The organism is Bradyrhizobium sp. 44 (assembly GCF_023073095.1).
In the GTDB taxonomy this organism is placed as follows: Bacteria; Pseudomonadota; Alphaproteobacteria; order Rhizobiales; family Xanthobacteraceae; genus Bradyrhizobium.
On sequence record NZ_JADPIY010000016.1, the window covers coordinates 889,357 to 904,761 of the forward strand.

Here is a 15,405-nt window from a genome sequence, read left to right on the forward strand (position 1 = left end):
GTTTGGCCGGGCGGTTTCAACAGTTTTGTTCGCTTTATTCGCCGCCGCCGAAGCGGCGCGACCACCAGCCGGCACGACGCGGTGCGGCCGACGTTTCGCTTGCCGCTGCGGGCGCGGGCTCCGGAGCCGGTGCGGCAACCGGCTCGGGCGCCTGAGCAACCGGCGCCGGTTCACTCTGGCTGCTCGATAGGAAGCTCACCTTTTCCCGAACCGTCGAACGGCGTCGTGAGGCCTTGTCGTCGGCGTTCTCTTCGTCCGCGGCAGCAGGAGCCGGCTCAGGCCGGGCCGTTGCCTCGATGCTTGCCTCGATCTTTGCCGCGGCGCGCGGCTCTGGCTGGGTGACCTGCGGCTGCGAGGTGTGCTCGGCCTGCGCGATCGAGGGCGCTGCCTCGCCGCTGAAACCGTCGAAATCGGCGACTGCGTCGGTCGCTTCCGACGGCGCATTGGCCGCGAGCTCGTCGCCGATGGAGCCGGCGAGACCTTCCTCGCCAGGACCACGCCGGCGGCGTCCGCCACGGCGACCACGCCGGCGGCGGCGGTCCGCGCTGCCCTGCTGCTCGCCACGGGCTGCCTGGTCCTCGCCGTCCTCGCCGTCCGGCTCGGCCTCGGCATCCTCTTCGCCTTCGCCGGCCGCCATGGCCGTCTCGGCAAGAGCGGGAGCGCCATCCTCGCGCGTCTCCTCGTCGCGCGGGCCACCGCGACCGCGGCGACGACGGCGACGCTTGCGGCGCTGGCTGTCCTGCTCGGTAGCGTCGCCTGCGGTCTGCTCGCCTGCGGTCTGCTCCTCGGCGAGACCTTCGGTCTCCTCGGTCTCGACCTCGGATTCGGTCTCGGGATCGAATTCCTCGTCGTCATAAGCCTCTTCGACCAGGGGCGGCGGGCTTGCGGCCGCCTGGGCCGCCAGCAGAGCCTTGGCGGCTTCCAGCGTATGCACCTGCTCGCCGCGGTCGATGACATAGGCCTGAGGTCCGTTGACGCTCGGGTCGGCGATGACCGCCAACGTGACCTTGAAGCCGTTCTCGAGGTCGCGCAGATGGCCGCGCTTGTGGTTCAGCACATAGAGCGCGACGTCAGTGCGGGTGCGGACCACCAGATTGTGGGTCGCGCCCTTCATCAGGATCTCTTCGAGGCCGCGCAGCAACTGGAGCGCAACCGAGGACACCGAGCGCACATGGCCGGTGCCGCCGCAATGCGTGCAGGGATCGGTCGAGGACTCCAGCACGCTGGCGCGGATGCGCTGGCGCGACATCTCGAGCAGGCCGAAATGCGAGATGCGTCCGACCTGGATCCGCGCGCGGTCCTGCCGGAGGCAATCGGACATCTTGCGTTCGACCGCGCGGTTGTTGCGCTTCTCGTCCATGTCGATGAAGTCGATGACGATCAGGCCGGCGAGGTCGCGCAGCCGAAGCTGACGCGCGACCTCCTCGGAGGCCTCGAGATTGGTCTTGAGCGCGGTGTCCTCGATATGATGCTCGCGCGTCGAGCGTCCGGAGTTGACGTCGATCGAAACCAGCGCTTCGGTCTGGTTGATCACGATGTAGCCGCCGGAGCGCAGCTGCACGGTCGGCGAGAACATCGCATCCAGCTGGCTTTCGACGCCCATGCGCGAGAACAGCGGCTGGCCGTCGCGATACTGCTTCACCGCGCTCACATTGGCGGGCATCAGCATCTTCATGAAGTCGCGCGCTTCGCGGTAACCGGATTCACCGGCAACTGAGATCTCGTCGATCTCCTTGTTGTAGAGGTCGCGCAGCGAGCGCTTGATCAGCGAGCCTTCCTCGTAGACGAGGGTCGGGGCCTGCGACTTCAGCGTCATGTCGCGCACCGTCTCCCACATCCGGATCAGGTACTCGAAATCGCGCTTGATCTCGGGCTTGGTGCGGGCGGCACCCGCGGTGCGCAGAATGATCCCCATGCCCTCGGGCACGTCGAGATCCTGCACCACTTCCTTCAGGCGCGAACGGTCCTGCGCGCTCGTGATCTTGCGGCTGATGCCGCCGCCGCGCGCGGTGTTCGGCATCAAGACGGCATAGCGGCCGGCGAGCGAGAGGTAGGTCGTCAGCGCTGCGCCCTTGTTGCCGCGCTCTTCCTTGACGACCTGCACCAGCATCACCTGGCGGCGCTTGATGACTTCCTGGATCTTGTACTGGCGGCGGGGACGGAAAGTGCGCTCCGGCACTTCCTCCAGCACATCGTCGCCGCCGACGGATTCAACGACGTCCTCTTCGGCATCCTCGTCGTCCTCGTCTTCGTCGTCATCCTCAGCCGTGGCTTCGGATTCGTGATGCGGAGGCTCCGCACTCTCCCCTGCGGCGTACACGGCGTCGGCAGGCTCAGCAGCCGATGTCACGGCCTCGGCAAGGTCGTCGGCGTGTGCGTCGGAGACAACCTCCTGCGGCTCGGCAACGGCCTCGGTGGCGACCGCGGGCTCGGCACCGATCGCTGCGACAGGCGCTGGTGTCTCGTCGGCATGATCATGGTCGTGATGACCATGGTCGCCATGATCGTGGTCGTGATGTTCGTGCGCGTGATGATCGTCACCATGGGCATGATGATGGTCGTCGTGGTCATGCCCTTCGTGGTCATGTGCTTCGTGGCCGTGATCATGATGATCGTGGCCTTCGTGCTCGCCGTGATGCTCTGCGCCGGCGTGCAGGTGCTCGCCCTCGTGCGACGCGCCCTCGGGCAGGGCCTCGCCCTGGACCTGCCGGGCCGCGGGATCGCTGCCTTCGACGACGTCGCTGCGGACGCGCTCGCCATGACTACGACGGCGGGAATTGCGGTGGCGGGAGCGACGGCGACCCTGGGAGCGGTTCTCGCTCTCTTCCTCGGCCTCGCGATGGGCCTGCTCCTCGGCTTCGATCAGCGCCTGCCGGTCGGCAACCGGGATCTGGTAGTAGTCGGGATGGATTTCGCTGAAGGCGAGGAAGCCGTGGCGGTTGCCGCCATATTCGACGAAAGCGGCCTGGAGCGAGGGTTCGACCCTTGTGACCTTGGCGAGGTAGATATTCCCGCGCAGTTGCTTGCGTTGCGCGGTCTCGAAATCAAACTCTTCGACGCGATTGCCGCGGACCACGACGACCCGGGTCTCTTCCGGGTGGGTGGCATCGATCAACATCTTGTTGGGCATGTCTTAACTCTTGGCGGCGGCGGGCGCGATTCACCGTGGGCGCCATCAGCGCTGCCGGGTGACGCGACGGTCCACCTGATTCGGGGGTGAGGGGAAGGCCGAAACGCCGTCTCTCGCGCCTTGCCGAACCGGAAGCCGGAGGACCAAAGCGGCGCGCGGAATTTTCACTCCGCAGCGTCGCGAATGGTCCTTCGGAATTGGTCGGCACAGTCTGGCGCATCAAGCGTCGGCCCGTATGAAACATTGGGCGGCGGGGCCGCCCCTCAATCAGTTGCTGTTGGCCAGGCATGGCGCGAGCGCGCTCGCCTTGGGTATTATGAACCGTTCCCTTGGGATTAAGGGACCGGGTAACGGGTCGCGCCGCTGTCAGAACCGTCCCGGAAACGTGGTGGTAACCGGGGACCGTCCGCCGCCGGAGCTTGCCCCGTCCACCTCGCTGCCGCGCACCGCGCTGGACTTAGAGGGGAACGGAAAAACGCTGGAATTCCCAAACCTTGAGAGTTCCGGCGCTGCACCGGGAGGCTGAATGCGACACAACCGGAAATATCGGCCGTCAGCATTCCGTACATACGTGGATTGGGCCATTCGTGCAAGGAGCGTCGCACGGCGGTCACAGTCAGCGAGTTTCGCGTGTCCGTCATTAAGGATCGTTTAACCCCGTGGTTCTATTGCGTTAAAGAGGCTGCTCGGAGGCACGGAATCGGTGGCGAGCCGCGCAAATCAAAGGATCCTGCTGGGATGCGTGCTGCTCTGCGCGGCGGCATTGCCGTGTGCTGATTCCTCGCGTCTGAAGGCTGCGGAAAGTCAGCCTCAACTCCCTGTTGCATCAGCGAATTTCCCGACGGCCTCGGCCGCCCGGCTGGCCGGCGACGGCCGGCAAACGCGCTTTGTCCTCGACATCGACCAGACCGTGACCTTCCGCGCCGTCACCTTGGCTGACCCGTACCGGGTGGTGGTCGACGTGCCCCAGCTTAATTTTCAACTTCCCGCCGGCACCGGTTCCGGCGGACGCGGACTGGTCAAGGCCTTCCGCTATGGGCTGGTGATGCCCGGCGGCTCCCGAATCGTGTTCGACCTGACCGGCCCGGCCAAGATCGCCAATTCCTACGTGGTGGAGGCTGCCAACGGTCAGCCGGCGCGGCTGGTGCTCGAATTGGAGGAGGTCGAGCGCACCGCCTTCGTGGCGTCGTTAGCTCCGGAAAACCGCCCTGAGCTGCGGCCGGGAATTGCCGATCCGCCGCCCGCGACGGTTCCGGCATCTGCGCACCCTGAAGCCGGGCAGAAGGCCGATGGCCGCGCGGTGGTCGTCATCGATCCCGGCCATGGCGGCATCGACAACGGCACGCAGTCGAGCGGCGAGAGCGAGAAGAATCTGGTGCTGGCCTTTGGCCTGGCACTGCGCGAACGGCTGGAAAAGACCGGCAAATATCGCGTGGTGATGACACGGGACGACGACACCTTCATCCCGCTCAACGACCGGGTCAAAGTCGCCCGCAACCTCAAGGCGGCGTTGTTCGTCTCGATCCATGCCGACGCGCTGCCGCGCGCCGAGGGCGATGCGCAGGGCGCGACTATCTACACATTATCCGACAAGGCATCAGACGCCGAGGCGCAGCGGCTGGCGGATGCGGAAAACCGGGCGGACGCCATTGCCGGCTTCAACCTCGCGGAAGAGCCGACCGATGTCGCCGACATCCTGATCGATCTCACCCAGCGGGAAACCCGCACCTTTTCAAGTCGTTTTGCCCGCCTGTTGATGGGCGAAATGAAGTCGACGGTGCGCATGCACAAGCATCCCCTGAAGTCGGCCGGCTTCCGGGTGCTGAAGGCGCCCGACGTGCCGTCGGTCCTGGTCGAGATCGGTTACGTCTCCAACAAGGGCGACCTCGAGCATCTGGTCTCCGAGGGATGGCGTTCGCGTGCCGTGGGCTCGATGGCGCAGGCGATCGACGGGTTTTTGGCCAAGCGGATGGCCACGGCCGGATCGTCCAATTGACGACCGGGGGATCGACGAACTGACGTGATATTGACGACCCGGGGATCGTCGAATTGAGAGTGATTTTCCGTCCCGCCGCAAAAGCCCTAGTTTGGCCACAGCGGGCGCTTTATAAAAACGCCGCAGGGGGTTCCGGAATCGGCGAGAATCCCGCTCGGCAAGCGTCTTGGGTCCGGCACTGATAGTATTGAGTAAGGCCGGTGAATTCGCGATGGTTTGGTGCCTGTTTTCGGTGCCAAGGGCTGATCTTAAGCTGGTCTTGGGCTGATCTTTGGGCTGATCCAGAGTTTGAACGGATAAACAGATAATGCGCTTGCTGGTGCGGTTCATGGGCTTCCTGTTCGCCGCGGGAACGGTGTTGTTCCTTGTCGGGGTCGGTGCCATCGCAGGCCTGATCTGGCATTTCTCCAAGGACTTGCCCGACTACTCTCAGCTTCAGGATTACGAGCCGCCGGTGATGACCCGCGTGCACGCGACCGACGGCTCGCTGCTCGGCGAATACGCTAAGGAGCGGCGGCTTTACCTGCCGATCCAGGCGGTGCCGAAGCTCGTGATCAACGCTTTCCTCGCGGCCGAGGACAAGAATTTCTACGAGCATGGCGGCATCGACTACACCGGCATGGCGCGCGCCGGCGTGGTCTACATCCAGAACTACGGCTCCAATCGCCGCCCGCAGGGCGCTTCCACGATCACCCAGCAGGTCGCCAAGAACTTCCTTCTGACCAACGAAGTCTCCTTCGCCCGCAAGATCAAGGAAGCCTTGCTGGCGATGCGGATCGAGAAGACCTACTCGAAGGACAAGATCCTCGAGCTGTATCTGAATGAAATCTATCTGGGCCTCGGTGCCTACGGCATCGCGGCGGCGTCGCTGGTTTATTTCGACAAGTCGGTGAACGAGCTGACGGTGGCAGAAGCGTCCTATCTCGCGGCGCTGCCGAAGATGCCCGCGACGCTGCATCCCGTTCGCAACCGCGACCGCGCCATCGAGCGCCGCAACTACGTCATCGATCGTCTGGTTGAGAACGGCTGGGTCAAGCAGGCCGACGCCGACAAGGCGCGCAAGGAGCCGCTGGCCGTGACCAGCCGTTCCAACGGCGCCCACACCTTCGCCGGCGAGTATTTCGCCGAGGAAGTGCGCCGCGACATCTTCGAGCGTTATGGCGAGAAGAAGTTGTACGAGGGCGGCCTCTCGGTCCGCACCACGCTCGATCCGAAGATCCAGGTCATGGCGCGCAAGACCATGGTCGCCGGACTCGTCAACTATGACGAGCAGCAGGGCTATCGCGGCGCCATCAGCAAGCTCGACATTTCGGGCGACTGGGGCGTCAAGCTCGCCGAGATCAAGTCTCTGTCCGATATCTCGCCATGGCGCATGGCGGTGGTGCTGGAGACCAGCGACCAGTCGGCGCGCATCGGCTTCCAGCCGAGTCGCGAACTCGGCGGCGCCATTAGCAAGCAGCGCGAGACCGGCCTCATCACGCTCGACGGCATCAAATGGGCACGAGCGGCCTCGGGGGCTGCGAAGGGCAGGACGGCGAGCGCGGTGTCGCAAGTGCTTCAGCCCGGCGACGTGATCTACGCCGATCCGCTGTACAAGGACGCCCAGCCTGTCGAGGGCCAGTACCGGCTGCGCCAGATTCCCGAAGTGTCCGGGGCGATGGTGGTGATGGACCCCTGGACCGGCCGCGTGCTGGCAATGGTCGGTGGGTTCTCGTTTGACCAGAGCCAGTTCAACCGCGCCACGCAGGCCTATCGGCAGCCCGGTTCGTCGTTCAAGCCGATCGTCTATTCGGCCGCGCTCGACAACGGCTATACGCCCTCGACTGTCGTGCTCGACGCTCCGATCGAAATCGACCAGGGCCAGGGCGCAGGCGTGTGGCGGCCTGAAAACTTCTCCTCGGGCAAATTCCAGGGGCCGGTGACGCTGCGCAATGCGCTGCGGCAGTCGCTCAACACGGTGACGGTGCGCCTCGCCCAGGACATCGGCATGCCCTTGATCGGCGAATATGCCCGCCGCTTCGGCGTTTATGACGAACTGCCGAACTATCTCTCCTACGCGCTCGGCGCCGGTGAGACCACGGCGATGCGCATGGTCACGGCCTATTCGATGCTCGCCAATGGCGGCCGCCGGGTGAAGCCGACTCTGATCGACCGGATCCAGGATCGCTACGGCCACACCATCTTCAAGCACGACCAGCGCGAATGCCGCGGCTGCGACGCGCCGGGCGGCTGGAAGAACCAGAACGAGCCGCAGCTGATCGACCGCCGCGAGCAGGTGCTGGATTCCATGACCGCCTATCAGATCACCGAGCTGATGGAAGGCGTGGTCCAGGCCGGTACCGCCACCGTGGTCAAGCAGGTCGGCAAGCCGATCGCCGGCAAGACCGGCACCACCAACGAGGCCAAGGACGCCTGGTTCGTCGGCTTCTCGCCCGACGTCGCCGTCGCCATCTATATGGGCTACGACAAGCCGCGTCCGCTCGGCAAGGGTAACGCCGCGACCGGCGGCCATCTGGCGGCTCCAATCGCACGCGACTTCCTCCAGCTCGCGCTCGCCGACAAGCCCGCGGTCCCGTTCAAGGTGCCGGCCGGCATCAAGCTGGTGCGGGTCGTCGCCAAGTCCGGCATGCGCGCAGGTCCAGGCGAGACCGGCGGAACCATCCTCGAAGCCTTCAAGCCGGGTACGGCGCCGCCGGATAATTATTCGGTCATCGGCGTTGCCGATGCCGACGGCCGCATGCCGGCGTCACAGCAGCAGCAGCCGGATTCCGGTTTCTTCATGCGGCCGGGCACCGGCGGGCTGTACTAGGGCTTAGGACAAGACAGATGTTCGTCGCCGCGGCGGTTGCGCTTTGCAGCCGCCGCCGCTACATCCCGTTGCAACGAGACGCGGAACAATTCCGCGAGACCCGAGAATCACATGCGCGCCGAAATCGAACGGTTGGTAGAAGAGATCAAGCAGTCTGTCGGGCTGCTGAGGAGGCATCTTTGACGTCGAGAAATCGACGGCGCGCCTCGCTGAGCTGAACAAGCTCGCAGAAGATCCCAACCTCTGGAACGATCCCCAGAAAGCCCAGAAATTGATGCAGGAGCGCACCTCGCTCGAGGATGCGCTCTCCGGCATCGGCAAGGTCGAGCAGGAGCTCGAAGACGACATCGGCATGATCGAGCTTGGCGAAGCCGAGGGCGATGAGGGCGTCGTCAAGGAAGCCGAAGCCGCGCTGAAGACCCTCAAGAAGGAAGTCGCCCGGCGCGAGCTCGAGGCGCTGCTGTCGGGCGAGGCCGATAGTTTCGATTCCTATCTCGAAGTGCATGCCGGCGCCGGTGGCACCGAGAGCCAGGACTGGGCGCAGATGCTGCTCCGCATGTACTCGCGCTGGGCCGAAACCCGCGGCTTCAAGGTCGAGATGCTGGAAGAGTCCGAGGGCGAAGAGGCCGGCATCAAGTCCGCGACCATCCAGGTCTCTGGCCACAATGCCTATGGCTGGCTCAAGACCGAGGCGGGCGTGCACCGCCTGGTGCGGATCTCGCCGTTCGATTCCAATGCGCGGCGGCACACCTCGTTCTCGTCCGTAGCTGTGTTTCCGGTGATCGACGACACCATCAAGATCGACATCAAGGAATCCGACGTTCGCGTCGACACCATGCGCTCCGGTGGTGCCGGCGGCCAGCACGTCAACAAGACCGAGTCCGCGGTACGGCTGACGCATATCCCGACCGGCGTCGCCGTGGTCTGCCAAGCCGGCCGCTCGCAGCACAAGAACAAGGCGCAGGCCTGGGACATGCTGCGCGCCCGGCTTTACCAGATCGAGCTGAAGCGGCGCGAGGAGAAGGCCGCCGCCGACCAGGCCGCCAAGACCGACATCGGCTGGGGCCACCAGATCCGCTCCTACGTGCTGCAGCCCTACCAGATGGTGAAGGACCTGCGCACGGGTGTGCAGACCTCGGACACCTCAGGCGTGCTCGGGGGCGATCTCGACGAGTTCATGGCGGCAACCCTGGCGCAGCGCGCCTTCGGCACTCCCGGCGCCGACATCGAGGACGTCGACTGATGCTCCGCATCGCCTTCATCGGGCTTGGACGGATGGGCCATGGCATGGCCGGCCGCTATCTCGATGCCGGTTTTACGGTGACGCTGTGGAATCGCAGCAAAACAAAAGCGGAAGACCTGATCGCGCGCGGCGCGCTGTGGGCGACCTCGCCCGAGGACGCAGCGATCGACGCCGATGCCGTCGTGACCATGGTCGCCGATGACGAGGCCGCGCGTGCGGTCTGGCTCGGGCCCGAGGGCGCGGCCAAGACCGCGAAGGCCGGCACCATCGCGATCGAATGCTCCACCGTCTCCTATGACCATGCGCGCGAGATGGGCCGCGAAATGAATGCGCGCGGTCTGACCTATATCGATTGCCCCGTGACCGGATTGCCGGATGCGGCCGCGAGCGGAAAGCTGACGCTGCTCGTTGGCGCCGATGCGGCCGATCTCGAACGCGCGGGGCCCTATCTGACACCGATCGGTTCGACCATCCGCCATTTCGGCTCGGTCGGCTCCGGCACGGTCTACAAGCTGATCAACAATCTGATGGGCGCGATCCAGATCGCCGGCCTCGCCGAGGGACTTGCCATCGCCGAGCAGGCCGGGCTCGACATGAATCTGGTGCTGGACTCGATTCAGGCGGGCGTAGCCGCGAGCCCGCAGGTGCAGCGCCACTCCAGGCGCATGGTCGCCCGCGATTTTTCCGGCGCAACGTTCACGGCGGCACTGCGGCACAAGGATGCCGCCTACGCGGTGAAGCTCGCCGAGAGCCTGCTGGCCGACAAGCCGCTGGTCGCGCGCGCCGCGGTGGAGGCCTACGCACAGGCGAAGGCCGCGATGCCCGATGACGACGAAGGCAAGATGATCGAGCTTGTGTCGCGGCCGAAGAAACCGTCCTAGCGGTCGCATCGACATGGGGCAGCCTCGTTCGCCTCGTTCGAGCATCGGTCTTGTAAACGGGCGCGTCGTCGGAAATCGGGTGGCGCTGTTCGCCGTGTTGTCTTAGGCGGCTGTCTCGGCCACCGTCATGAGACGCCATGTCCCCGAACGACAACCGTATCGACGCGCGCGACTGGTCGCTGCTCGCTGTGCTCTCGGTGCTCTGGGGCGGCTCGTTCTTCTTCAACGGCGCTGCGCTGCGGGAATTGCCGCCGCTGACGCTGGTGCTTTTGCGCGTTGCACTTGGCGCGGCTCTTCTGCTGCCGCTGCTGCGTATCCAGCGCATCGGATTTCCCAAGGGTGTGACGGGCTGGAGGCCGTTCGTCGCGATTGGGCTCCTCAACAACGTCATCCCGTTCTCGCTGATCGTGATCGGCCAGACTTTCATTCCAAGCGGGCTGGCGTCGATCCTGAATGCCACCACGCCGCTGTTCACGGTGATCGTGATGGCCGCGGCAGGCGAAGAGGCCTTACGGCTGCGCCGCGTGGCCGGCGTTGCCCTCGGGCTTGCCGGCGTGATCATCCTGCGCGGATGGGGCGTTGAAACACGGGCAGGGCAGGGGCTCGGCATCCTGCTCTGCCTCGGCAGCGCCTTCAGCTATGGCTTTGCGGCGCTAGCGGCGCGGCGGTTGTTGAAGGACGCAGCCCCGCTGGGGACGGCAGCATTTCAACTGATGGCTTCCACGGTGATGATGGCGATCGTCGCCGGCGCGATGGAGCAGCCGTGGCGTCTCCCGATGCCGGGCGCGACAACGTGGCTCGCTGTGCTTGGCCTTGCCGGCTTGTCGACGGCCCTCGCCTACATCGTCTTCTTCCAGATCCTGCGGCGCTCAGGCGCGACCAATGTGATGCTGGTGACGCTGGTCATTCCCGTCACCGCCATTCTTCTGGGATGGCTGGTGCTGGGCGAGCCGATCTCCATGCGTGAGATCGCGGGCGCGATCGTGATCGGCAGCGCGTTGCTGGTGATTGATGGGCGCGTTCTGAACCTGCTGCGGCGCGGCACATAGTTCCAGAGCCGCCGTTTCACCTCGCGGAAAATCGCGGCGCTTGCCAGCCGAGATCCACCTTGCGACACTCCCAGCAAAACAAGACTACAAAACACAGGGGAGAGAACGATGCCGGGTTGTCGCAATAAACTTGCAGCCCTTGCCATGCTTGCTGCCGCCGTGTTGGCCACAACATCGGCTCTGGCGCAGAAGAAATACGATCCCGGCGCCACCGACAACGAAGTCAAGCTCGGCAATATCATGCCCTATAGCGGGCCGGCGTCGTCCTATGGCGTGATCGGCAAGACCGAGGCCGCGTTCTTCAAGATGATCAACGACCAGGGCGGCATCAACGGGCGCAAGATCAATTTCATCAGCTATGACGACGCCTATTCCCCGCCGAAGGCGATCGAGCAGGCGCGCAAGCTGGTGGAGAGCGACGAGGTGTTGCTGATCTTCCAGCCGCTCGGCACACCCTCGAACTCCGCGATCATGAAATACATGAACGCCAAGAAGGTACCGCAGCTCTTCGTTGCCTCCGGCGGCACCAAGTTCGGCGACCCCAAGAATTTCCCATGGACCATGGGATTTCAGCCGAACTACCAGAGCGAGGGGCGGATCTACGCGAAGTATATCCGTGACAAGTTTCCGAACAGCAAGATCGCGGTGCTCTGGCAGAACGACGACGCCGGCAAGGACCAGTTCAAGGGCCTGAAGGATGGGCTCGGCGACAAAGCCAATATGATCATCGCCGACAAATCCTATGAGGTCAGCGATCCTTCGATCGACTCGCAGATCGTTGCGCTTCACGATTCCGGCGCCGACATCTTCTTCTCATGGGCCGCGCCGAAAGGCTCGGCGCAGGCGATCCGGAAGGTCGGCGAGCTCGGCTGGAAGCCGAAATTCTTCCTTGCCAATACGGCTACGTCGATCGCCTCGGTGCTCAAGCCCGCCGGGCTCGACTATTCCAAGGACATCATCTCGACCGCATATCTGAAGGATCCGACCGACCCGACCTGGGACAAGGATCCGGCGGTCATCGCGTGGCGCACCTTCATGGACAAGTACTATCCCGAAGGGGACAAGACCAACGCCAACAACCTTTACGGCTACGTCCAGGCGGAGGCGATGGCGCAGGTGCTGAAGCAGTGCGGCGACAACCTCACGCGAGACAACGTCATGAAGCAGGCCACGAACCTGAAGGATTTTCACACCGACCTGATGCTGCCCGGCATCATGGTCAACACCTCCGCCGACGATTATTTTCCGATCGAGCAGATGCAGCTGATGCGCTTCAACGGACAGGCCTGGGAGCTGTTCGGCGACGTCATCACGGGCGAGGTCGGCCACGAGCGCGGACAGTAGTCAGCCCCATTTTCGGCGTCCCCCCGCTTATTCGGTGACGAGATCGGCGGCGCGTTTCGCCTTCTTGCCGGTATTCTTGACCGTCTCTTCTCCGGCCTTTTCGGCGTTGGCGCGAAGCTCACATTTGGTGCGGATCTCGTCGAGCTCGTCATCGGTCAAATGCTCAATTCCGACGAAGGAATTCTGCACCGCGCTCACCCGGATCAGTTCGTCAAGCTTCACCTGGATCGCCGCGCTATCGCGATTCTGAGAATTCTGAATCAGGAAGACCATCAGGAACGTCACGATGGTGGTGCCGGTGTTGATCACCAACTGCCATGTGTCGGAGTACTGGAAGATGGGACCGGTGACCGCCCAAACCAGGATGATGCCGGCTGCAATCATGAATGTTAGCGCGCGCCCGGCCGCTTGAGATGTTCGGTTAGCAATATCGCTGAAGAGTTGAGCCGCGCTGTTACGTGGCTGGTTCGCTTTGCCCTTGGCCGGACGAGCTTTGGTATCGGTCTGTTGCATCGGAAGATCGCGCTGATAAGGGAGCTGCGATCTAACGTCGAGGGAACTCCGAAGTTCCGCGATGTAAACAGGAACTAGGCGAGCGGACTCTCAACGAGCCTAGCCCGCGCTCAGGCGCACGCCGGCGCGCAGGAATTTCTGCGGATCGACTGCTTCGCCGTCGATGCGGGTTTCGTAGTGCAGGTGCGGGCCGGTGGAACGGCCGGTCGACCCGACGAGCCCGACGACCTGGCCGATCTTCACGATCTCGCCGACCCGGACATTGATCTCGGAGAGATGGCCGTAGCGGGTCGCAAGGCCATTGCCGTGATCGACCTCGATCATGCGGCCGTAGCCGCCGGACCAGCCGGCGGAGACGACCTTGCCGTTGGCAGTGACACGAACGGGATCGCCGCTCGCGGCGCGGAAGTCGAGCCCGGTGTGCATCGCGGGCCGGCCGAGGAACGGATCGCTGCGCACGCCGAAGCCGGAGGTGAACTCGACCTCGCCGATGACGGGCTTGCGATAGGGCACGAGTGCGAGCGTGCGATTGAGCCGGTCCATCTCGGCGCGGGTGCTGTTGATGCGATAGAGCTGCTTCTCGAACGGCCCCGAACTGGCGGTGAGCTTAACGGGTACGAAAGGCCCGCCCATTGCCGTGCGTGGCACGGCGGCTTCGAGATTTGCGAGGTTCAGGCCGAGATCGCTGACGACGCCGCGCATCCGGCGCATGCGTGAATCCATGCCTTCCTCGACGGCGTTGAGCGCCGCCATCTGGCGACGCTCGACCTGGTCGAGTGAGGTCGTGAGCCGAACGACGACGTTGTCGAACCCTTGATTCTTGGCGAATTGATTGACGGGCGGAGCTGCGAGGGTCGGCGCGCGCGACTCGAGCCGCGCCTCGCGATCCGGCGGCGCCACGAAGATCACGGTGTCGCTGATCGGCGAGGGCTTTGGCGTGCCCTGCGTCGTCTGGCTGGCATCGCCACGCTGCGGGGTGGAGCGGGGAATCGATCCGGTCACGTCCGGCATGGACCCGAGCGCCGTGGCACGGGACTCCAGCGCCGTCTGGCGCTTCACTATTTGGTCGAGCTTCTGGTCGAACTGCTCCTGGTCGAGCAGTTGCCGGCTGGTGGTGCGGTCGACCTTGGCGCGGAGCTCGGCGATGCGGTCCTCATAGGCGTATTGCATCTCGGCCTGCCGGGCGATCAGCCGGGTGAGGACGTCGTCGCGGAAGGCGAAATAGGTCGCGGTTGCGGCCGACCAGAGCCCGAGCAACACGATCGTGCCGACCACGATCCAGAACACCACAGGCCCCAGGCGAACCTGCTTGCCGTGATGCACGATGGTGTAGGCGTCGTCGATGTCCGGAAGGGGAAGTGCGGTTGCCACCGCGGCGGCACGGCGATGAAAGGCTCGGCCGTGGTCGTGGGGGTGATGTTGGGGGTACTGCGAGAGTTGGGCAGAACTTTTCGACATCGGCACTCCCGCGCCGATCGGATGAGTCCGTGCGGCCTAATTGCCGCGGCAATCTGGGCCGGTCATGGTTAATTTTCCGGAAACGGAACCGCTTGAATTTAAATGATTGGTTAAAGGCTCCTTGCGGCTTCCAGCACCTCGTCGGCGTGGCCGTCGACCCGGACATTGCGCCAGATCCTGGCAATCTTGCCGTCGGCGCCAAGCAGCATCGTGGTCCGAAGAACTCCCAGGAAGCTCTTGCCATACATGGACTTTTCGCCCCAGGCGCCGTAGGCCTCCAGCATCGCGTGCGTCTCGTCCGAGATGAGGGGCACGCCGAGACCGTGCTTGTCGCGGAACTTGTCCTGAGCCTTGACCGGGTCAGCGGAGATACCGAGCACGGCGGTGCTGGCCTTGGCGAAGGCGCCGGTCAGCCGGGTGAAGTCGATGGCTTCCCTGGTGCAGCCCGGCGTGTCGGCGCGGGGGTAGAAGAACAGGACCAGCTTCTGGCCGGCATAATCCGACAGCGCAACGACACCGCCACCGTCGCGGGGCAGGCGGAAGGCGGGGGCCTTCTGACCCTCGGCTAAGCCGGCCTTCGCCGCCGTTTTGGGCGCGGATGCCGATTTGGAAGAATTTAACCGTTTCGGTGCGGCCTTATGCGATGCTGTCTTTGCTATGATCCCAGTTGATTTGCTCGCTGGTGTCCGCTGTGTTTTCGCGGACTTAGTTTGAGTCGCAGCCCGCGCTTTCACGGGCGTCTTTTTAGCCGTCGGACTGACGGAGGGCGTTTTGGACGATTTCTTTCGGGATTTCTTGGACATACGCCTTCCTTTCGTCGCTTTCGGCGGGTCAACCAAAGCGGTATTGCAGCCTTTTTCCGGTATGCCGGAATCGTGCCCTCGGCTGGATGAGTCTGACGACGGCGAAGCCTGGTTACAAGGAATTACACGGACCACCCCACTGCTCGTTGAACGCGCTCCCGGGGCGACATGACGAACAG

The 15,405-nt window shown here is 64.3% G+C and carries 10 protein-coding genes; 6 read left to right on the forward strand and 4 right to left on the reverse strand.

All coding sequences use genetic code 11. The annotated features are described in order from the left end of the window. Nucleotides 1-34: 34 nt before the first annotated feature. Nucleotides 35-3,130: a ribonuclease E/G gene (locus IVB41_RS20825; RefSeq protein ID WP_247434400.1), complete on the reverse strand. Its 3,096-nt coding sequence runs from the start codon at nucleotides 3,128-3,130 to the stop codon at nucleotides 35-37. A 703-nt stretch (nucleotides 3,131-3,833) separates the two neighbouring features. Here IVB41_RS20825 and IVB41_RS20830 point away from each other — a divergent pair. The 6 genes from IVB41_RS20830 to IVB41_RS20855 all read left to right on the forward strand — a co-directional run bounded on the left by IVB41_RS20830 (nucleotide 3,834) and on the right by IVB41_RS20855 (nucleotide 12,452). Further along, nucleotides 3,834-5,126: an N-acetylmuramoyl-L-alanine amidase gene (locus IVB41_RS20830; RefSeq protein WP_247434403.1), complete on the forward strand. Its 1,293-nt coding sequence runs from the start codon at nucleotides 3,834-3,836 to the stop codon at nucleotides 5,124-5,126. Nucleotides 5,127-5,433: 307 nt separating this feature from the next. Beyond that, nucleotides 5,434-7,935, forward strand: coding sequence for a penicillin-binding protein 1A (locus tag IVB41_RS20835; protein WP_247434405.1), 2,502 nt, complete (start codon nucleotides 5,434-5,436; stop codon nucleotides 7,933-7,935). A 111-nt stretch (nucleotides 7,936-8,046) separates the two neighbouring features. Next, a protein-coding gene (prfB, locus tag IVB41_RS20840; RefSeq protein WP_155809971.1) for a peptide chain release factor 2 occupies nucleotides 8,047-9,178 on the forward strand; the annotation gives its coding sequence in 2 pieces (ribosomal slippage) (nucleotides 8,047-8,115 and nucleotides 8,117-9,178; 1,131 coding nt in all). Continuing rightward, nucleotides 9,178-10,059: an NAD(P)-dependent oxidoreductase gene (locus IVB41_RS20845; RefSeq protein WP_247434407.1), complete on the forward strand. Its 882-nt coding sequence runs from the start codon at nucleotides 9,178-9,180 to the stop codon at nucleotides 10,057-10,059. The genes prfB and IVB41_RS20845 overlap by 1 nt, the downstream gene beginning before the upstream one ends. 137 nt (nucleotides 10,060-10,196) lie before the next feature. Beyond that, entirely contained in the window at nucleotides 10,197-11,108 is a 912-nt protein-coding gene (locus tag IVB41_RS20850; RefSeq protein WP_247434410.1) for a DMT family transporter, read from the forward strand. A 108-nt stretch (nucleotides 11,109-11,216) separates the two neighbouring features. After that, on the forward strand, nucleotides 11,217-12,452 hold the full coding sequence (locus IVB41_RS20855) for an ABC transporter substrate-binding protein (RefSeq protein WP_247434412.1): 1,236 nt from the start codon (nucleotides 11,217-11,219) through the stop codon (nucleotides 12,450-12,452). A 27-nt stretch (nucleotides 12,453-12,479) separates the two neighbouring features. On the opposite strand, the gene IVB41_RS20860 is transcribed toward IVB41_RS20855, so the two are convergent. The 3 genes from IVB41_RS20860 to IVB41_RS20870 all read right to left on the reverse strand — a co-directional run bounded on the left by IVB41_RS20860 (nucleotide 12,480) and on the right by IVB41_RS20870 (nucleotide 15,226). Beyond that, on the reverse strand, nucleotides 12,480-12,965 hold the full coding sequence (locus IVB41_RS20860; protein WP_247286222.1) for a low affinity iron permease family protein: 486 nt from the start codon (nucleotides 12,963-12,965) through the stop codon (nucleotides 12,480-12,482). A 99-nt stretch (nucleotides 12,966-13,064) separates the two neighbouring features. After that, the gene (locus IVB41_RS20865; RefSeq protein WP_247434415.1) at nucleotides 13,065-14,423 is read right to left on the reverse strand and encodes a M23 family metallopeptidase; all 1,359 of its coding nucleotides are present in this window, start codon (nucleotides 14,421-14,423) and stop codon (nucleotides 13,065-13,067) included. A gap of 110 nt (nucleotides 14,424-14,533) precedes the next feature. Then, a complete protein-coding gene (locus IVB41_RS20870; protein ID WP_081747957.1) occupies nucleotides 14,534-15,226 on the reverse strand; it encodes a peroxiredoxin in 693 nt (230 codons plus the stop codon). Nucleotides 15,227-15,405: the final 179 nt, after the last annotated feature.

Bases quoted from the DNA above. Each gene is read 5' to 3' on its own strand.
- IVB41_RS20860 (WP_247286222.1), bottom strand. From the start codon at position 12,965: ATGCAACAGACCGATACCAAAGCTCGTCCGGCCAAGGGCAAAGCGAAC.
- IVB41_RS20845 (WP_247434407.1), top strand. From the start codon at position 9,178: ATGCTCCGCATCGCCTTCATCGGGCTTGGACGGATGGGCCATGGCATG.
- IVB41_RS20870 (WP_081747957.1), bottom strand. From the start codon at position 15,226: ATGTCCAAGAAATCCCGAAAGAAATCGTCCAAAACGCCCTCCGTCAGT.
- IVB41_RS20850 (WP_247434410.1), top strand. From the start codon at position 10,197: ATGTCCCCGAACGACAACCGTATCGACGCGCGCGACTGGTCGCTGCTC.
- IVB41_RS20855 (WP_247434412.1), top strand. From the start codon at position 11,217: ATGCCGGGTTGTCGCAATAAACTTGCAGCCCTTGCCATGCTTGCTGCC.
- IVB41_RS20825 (WP_247434400.1), bottom strand. From the start codon at position 3,130: ATGCCCAACAAGATGTTGATCGATGCCACCCACCCGGAAGAGACCCGG.
- IVB41_RS20865 (WP_247434415.1), bottom strand. From the start codon at position 14,423: ATGTCGAAAAGTTCTGCCCAACTCTCGCAGTACCCCCAACATCACCCC.
- IVB41_RS20835 (WP_247434405.1), top strand. From the start codon at position 5,434: ATGCGCTTGCTGGTGCGGTTCATGGGCTTCCTGTTCGCCGCGGGAACG.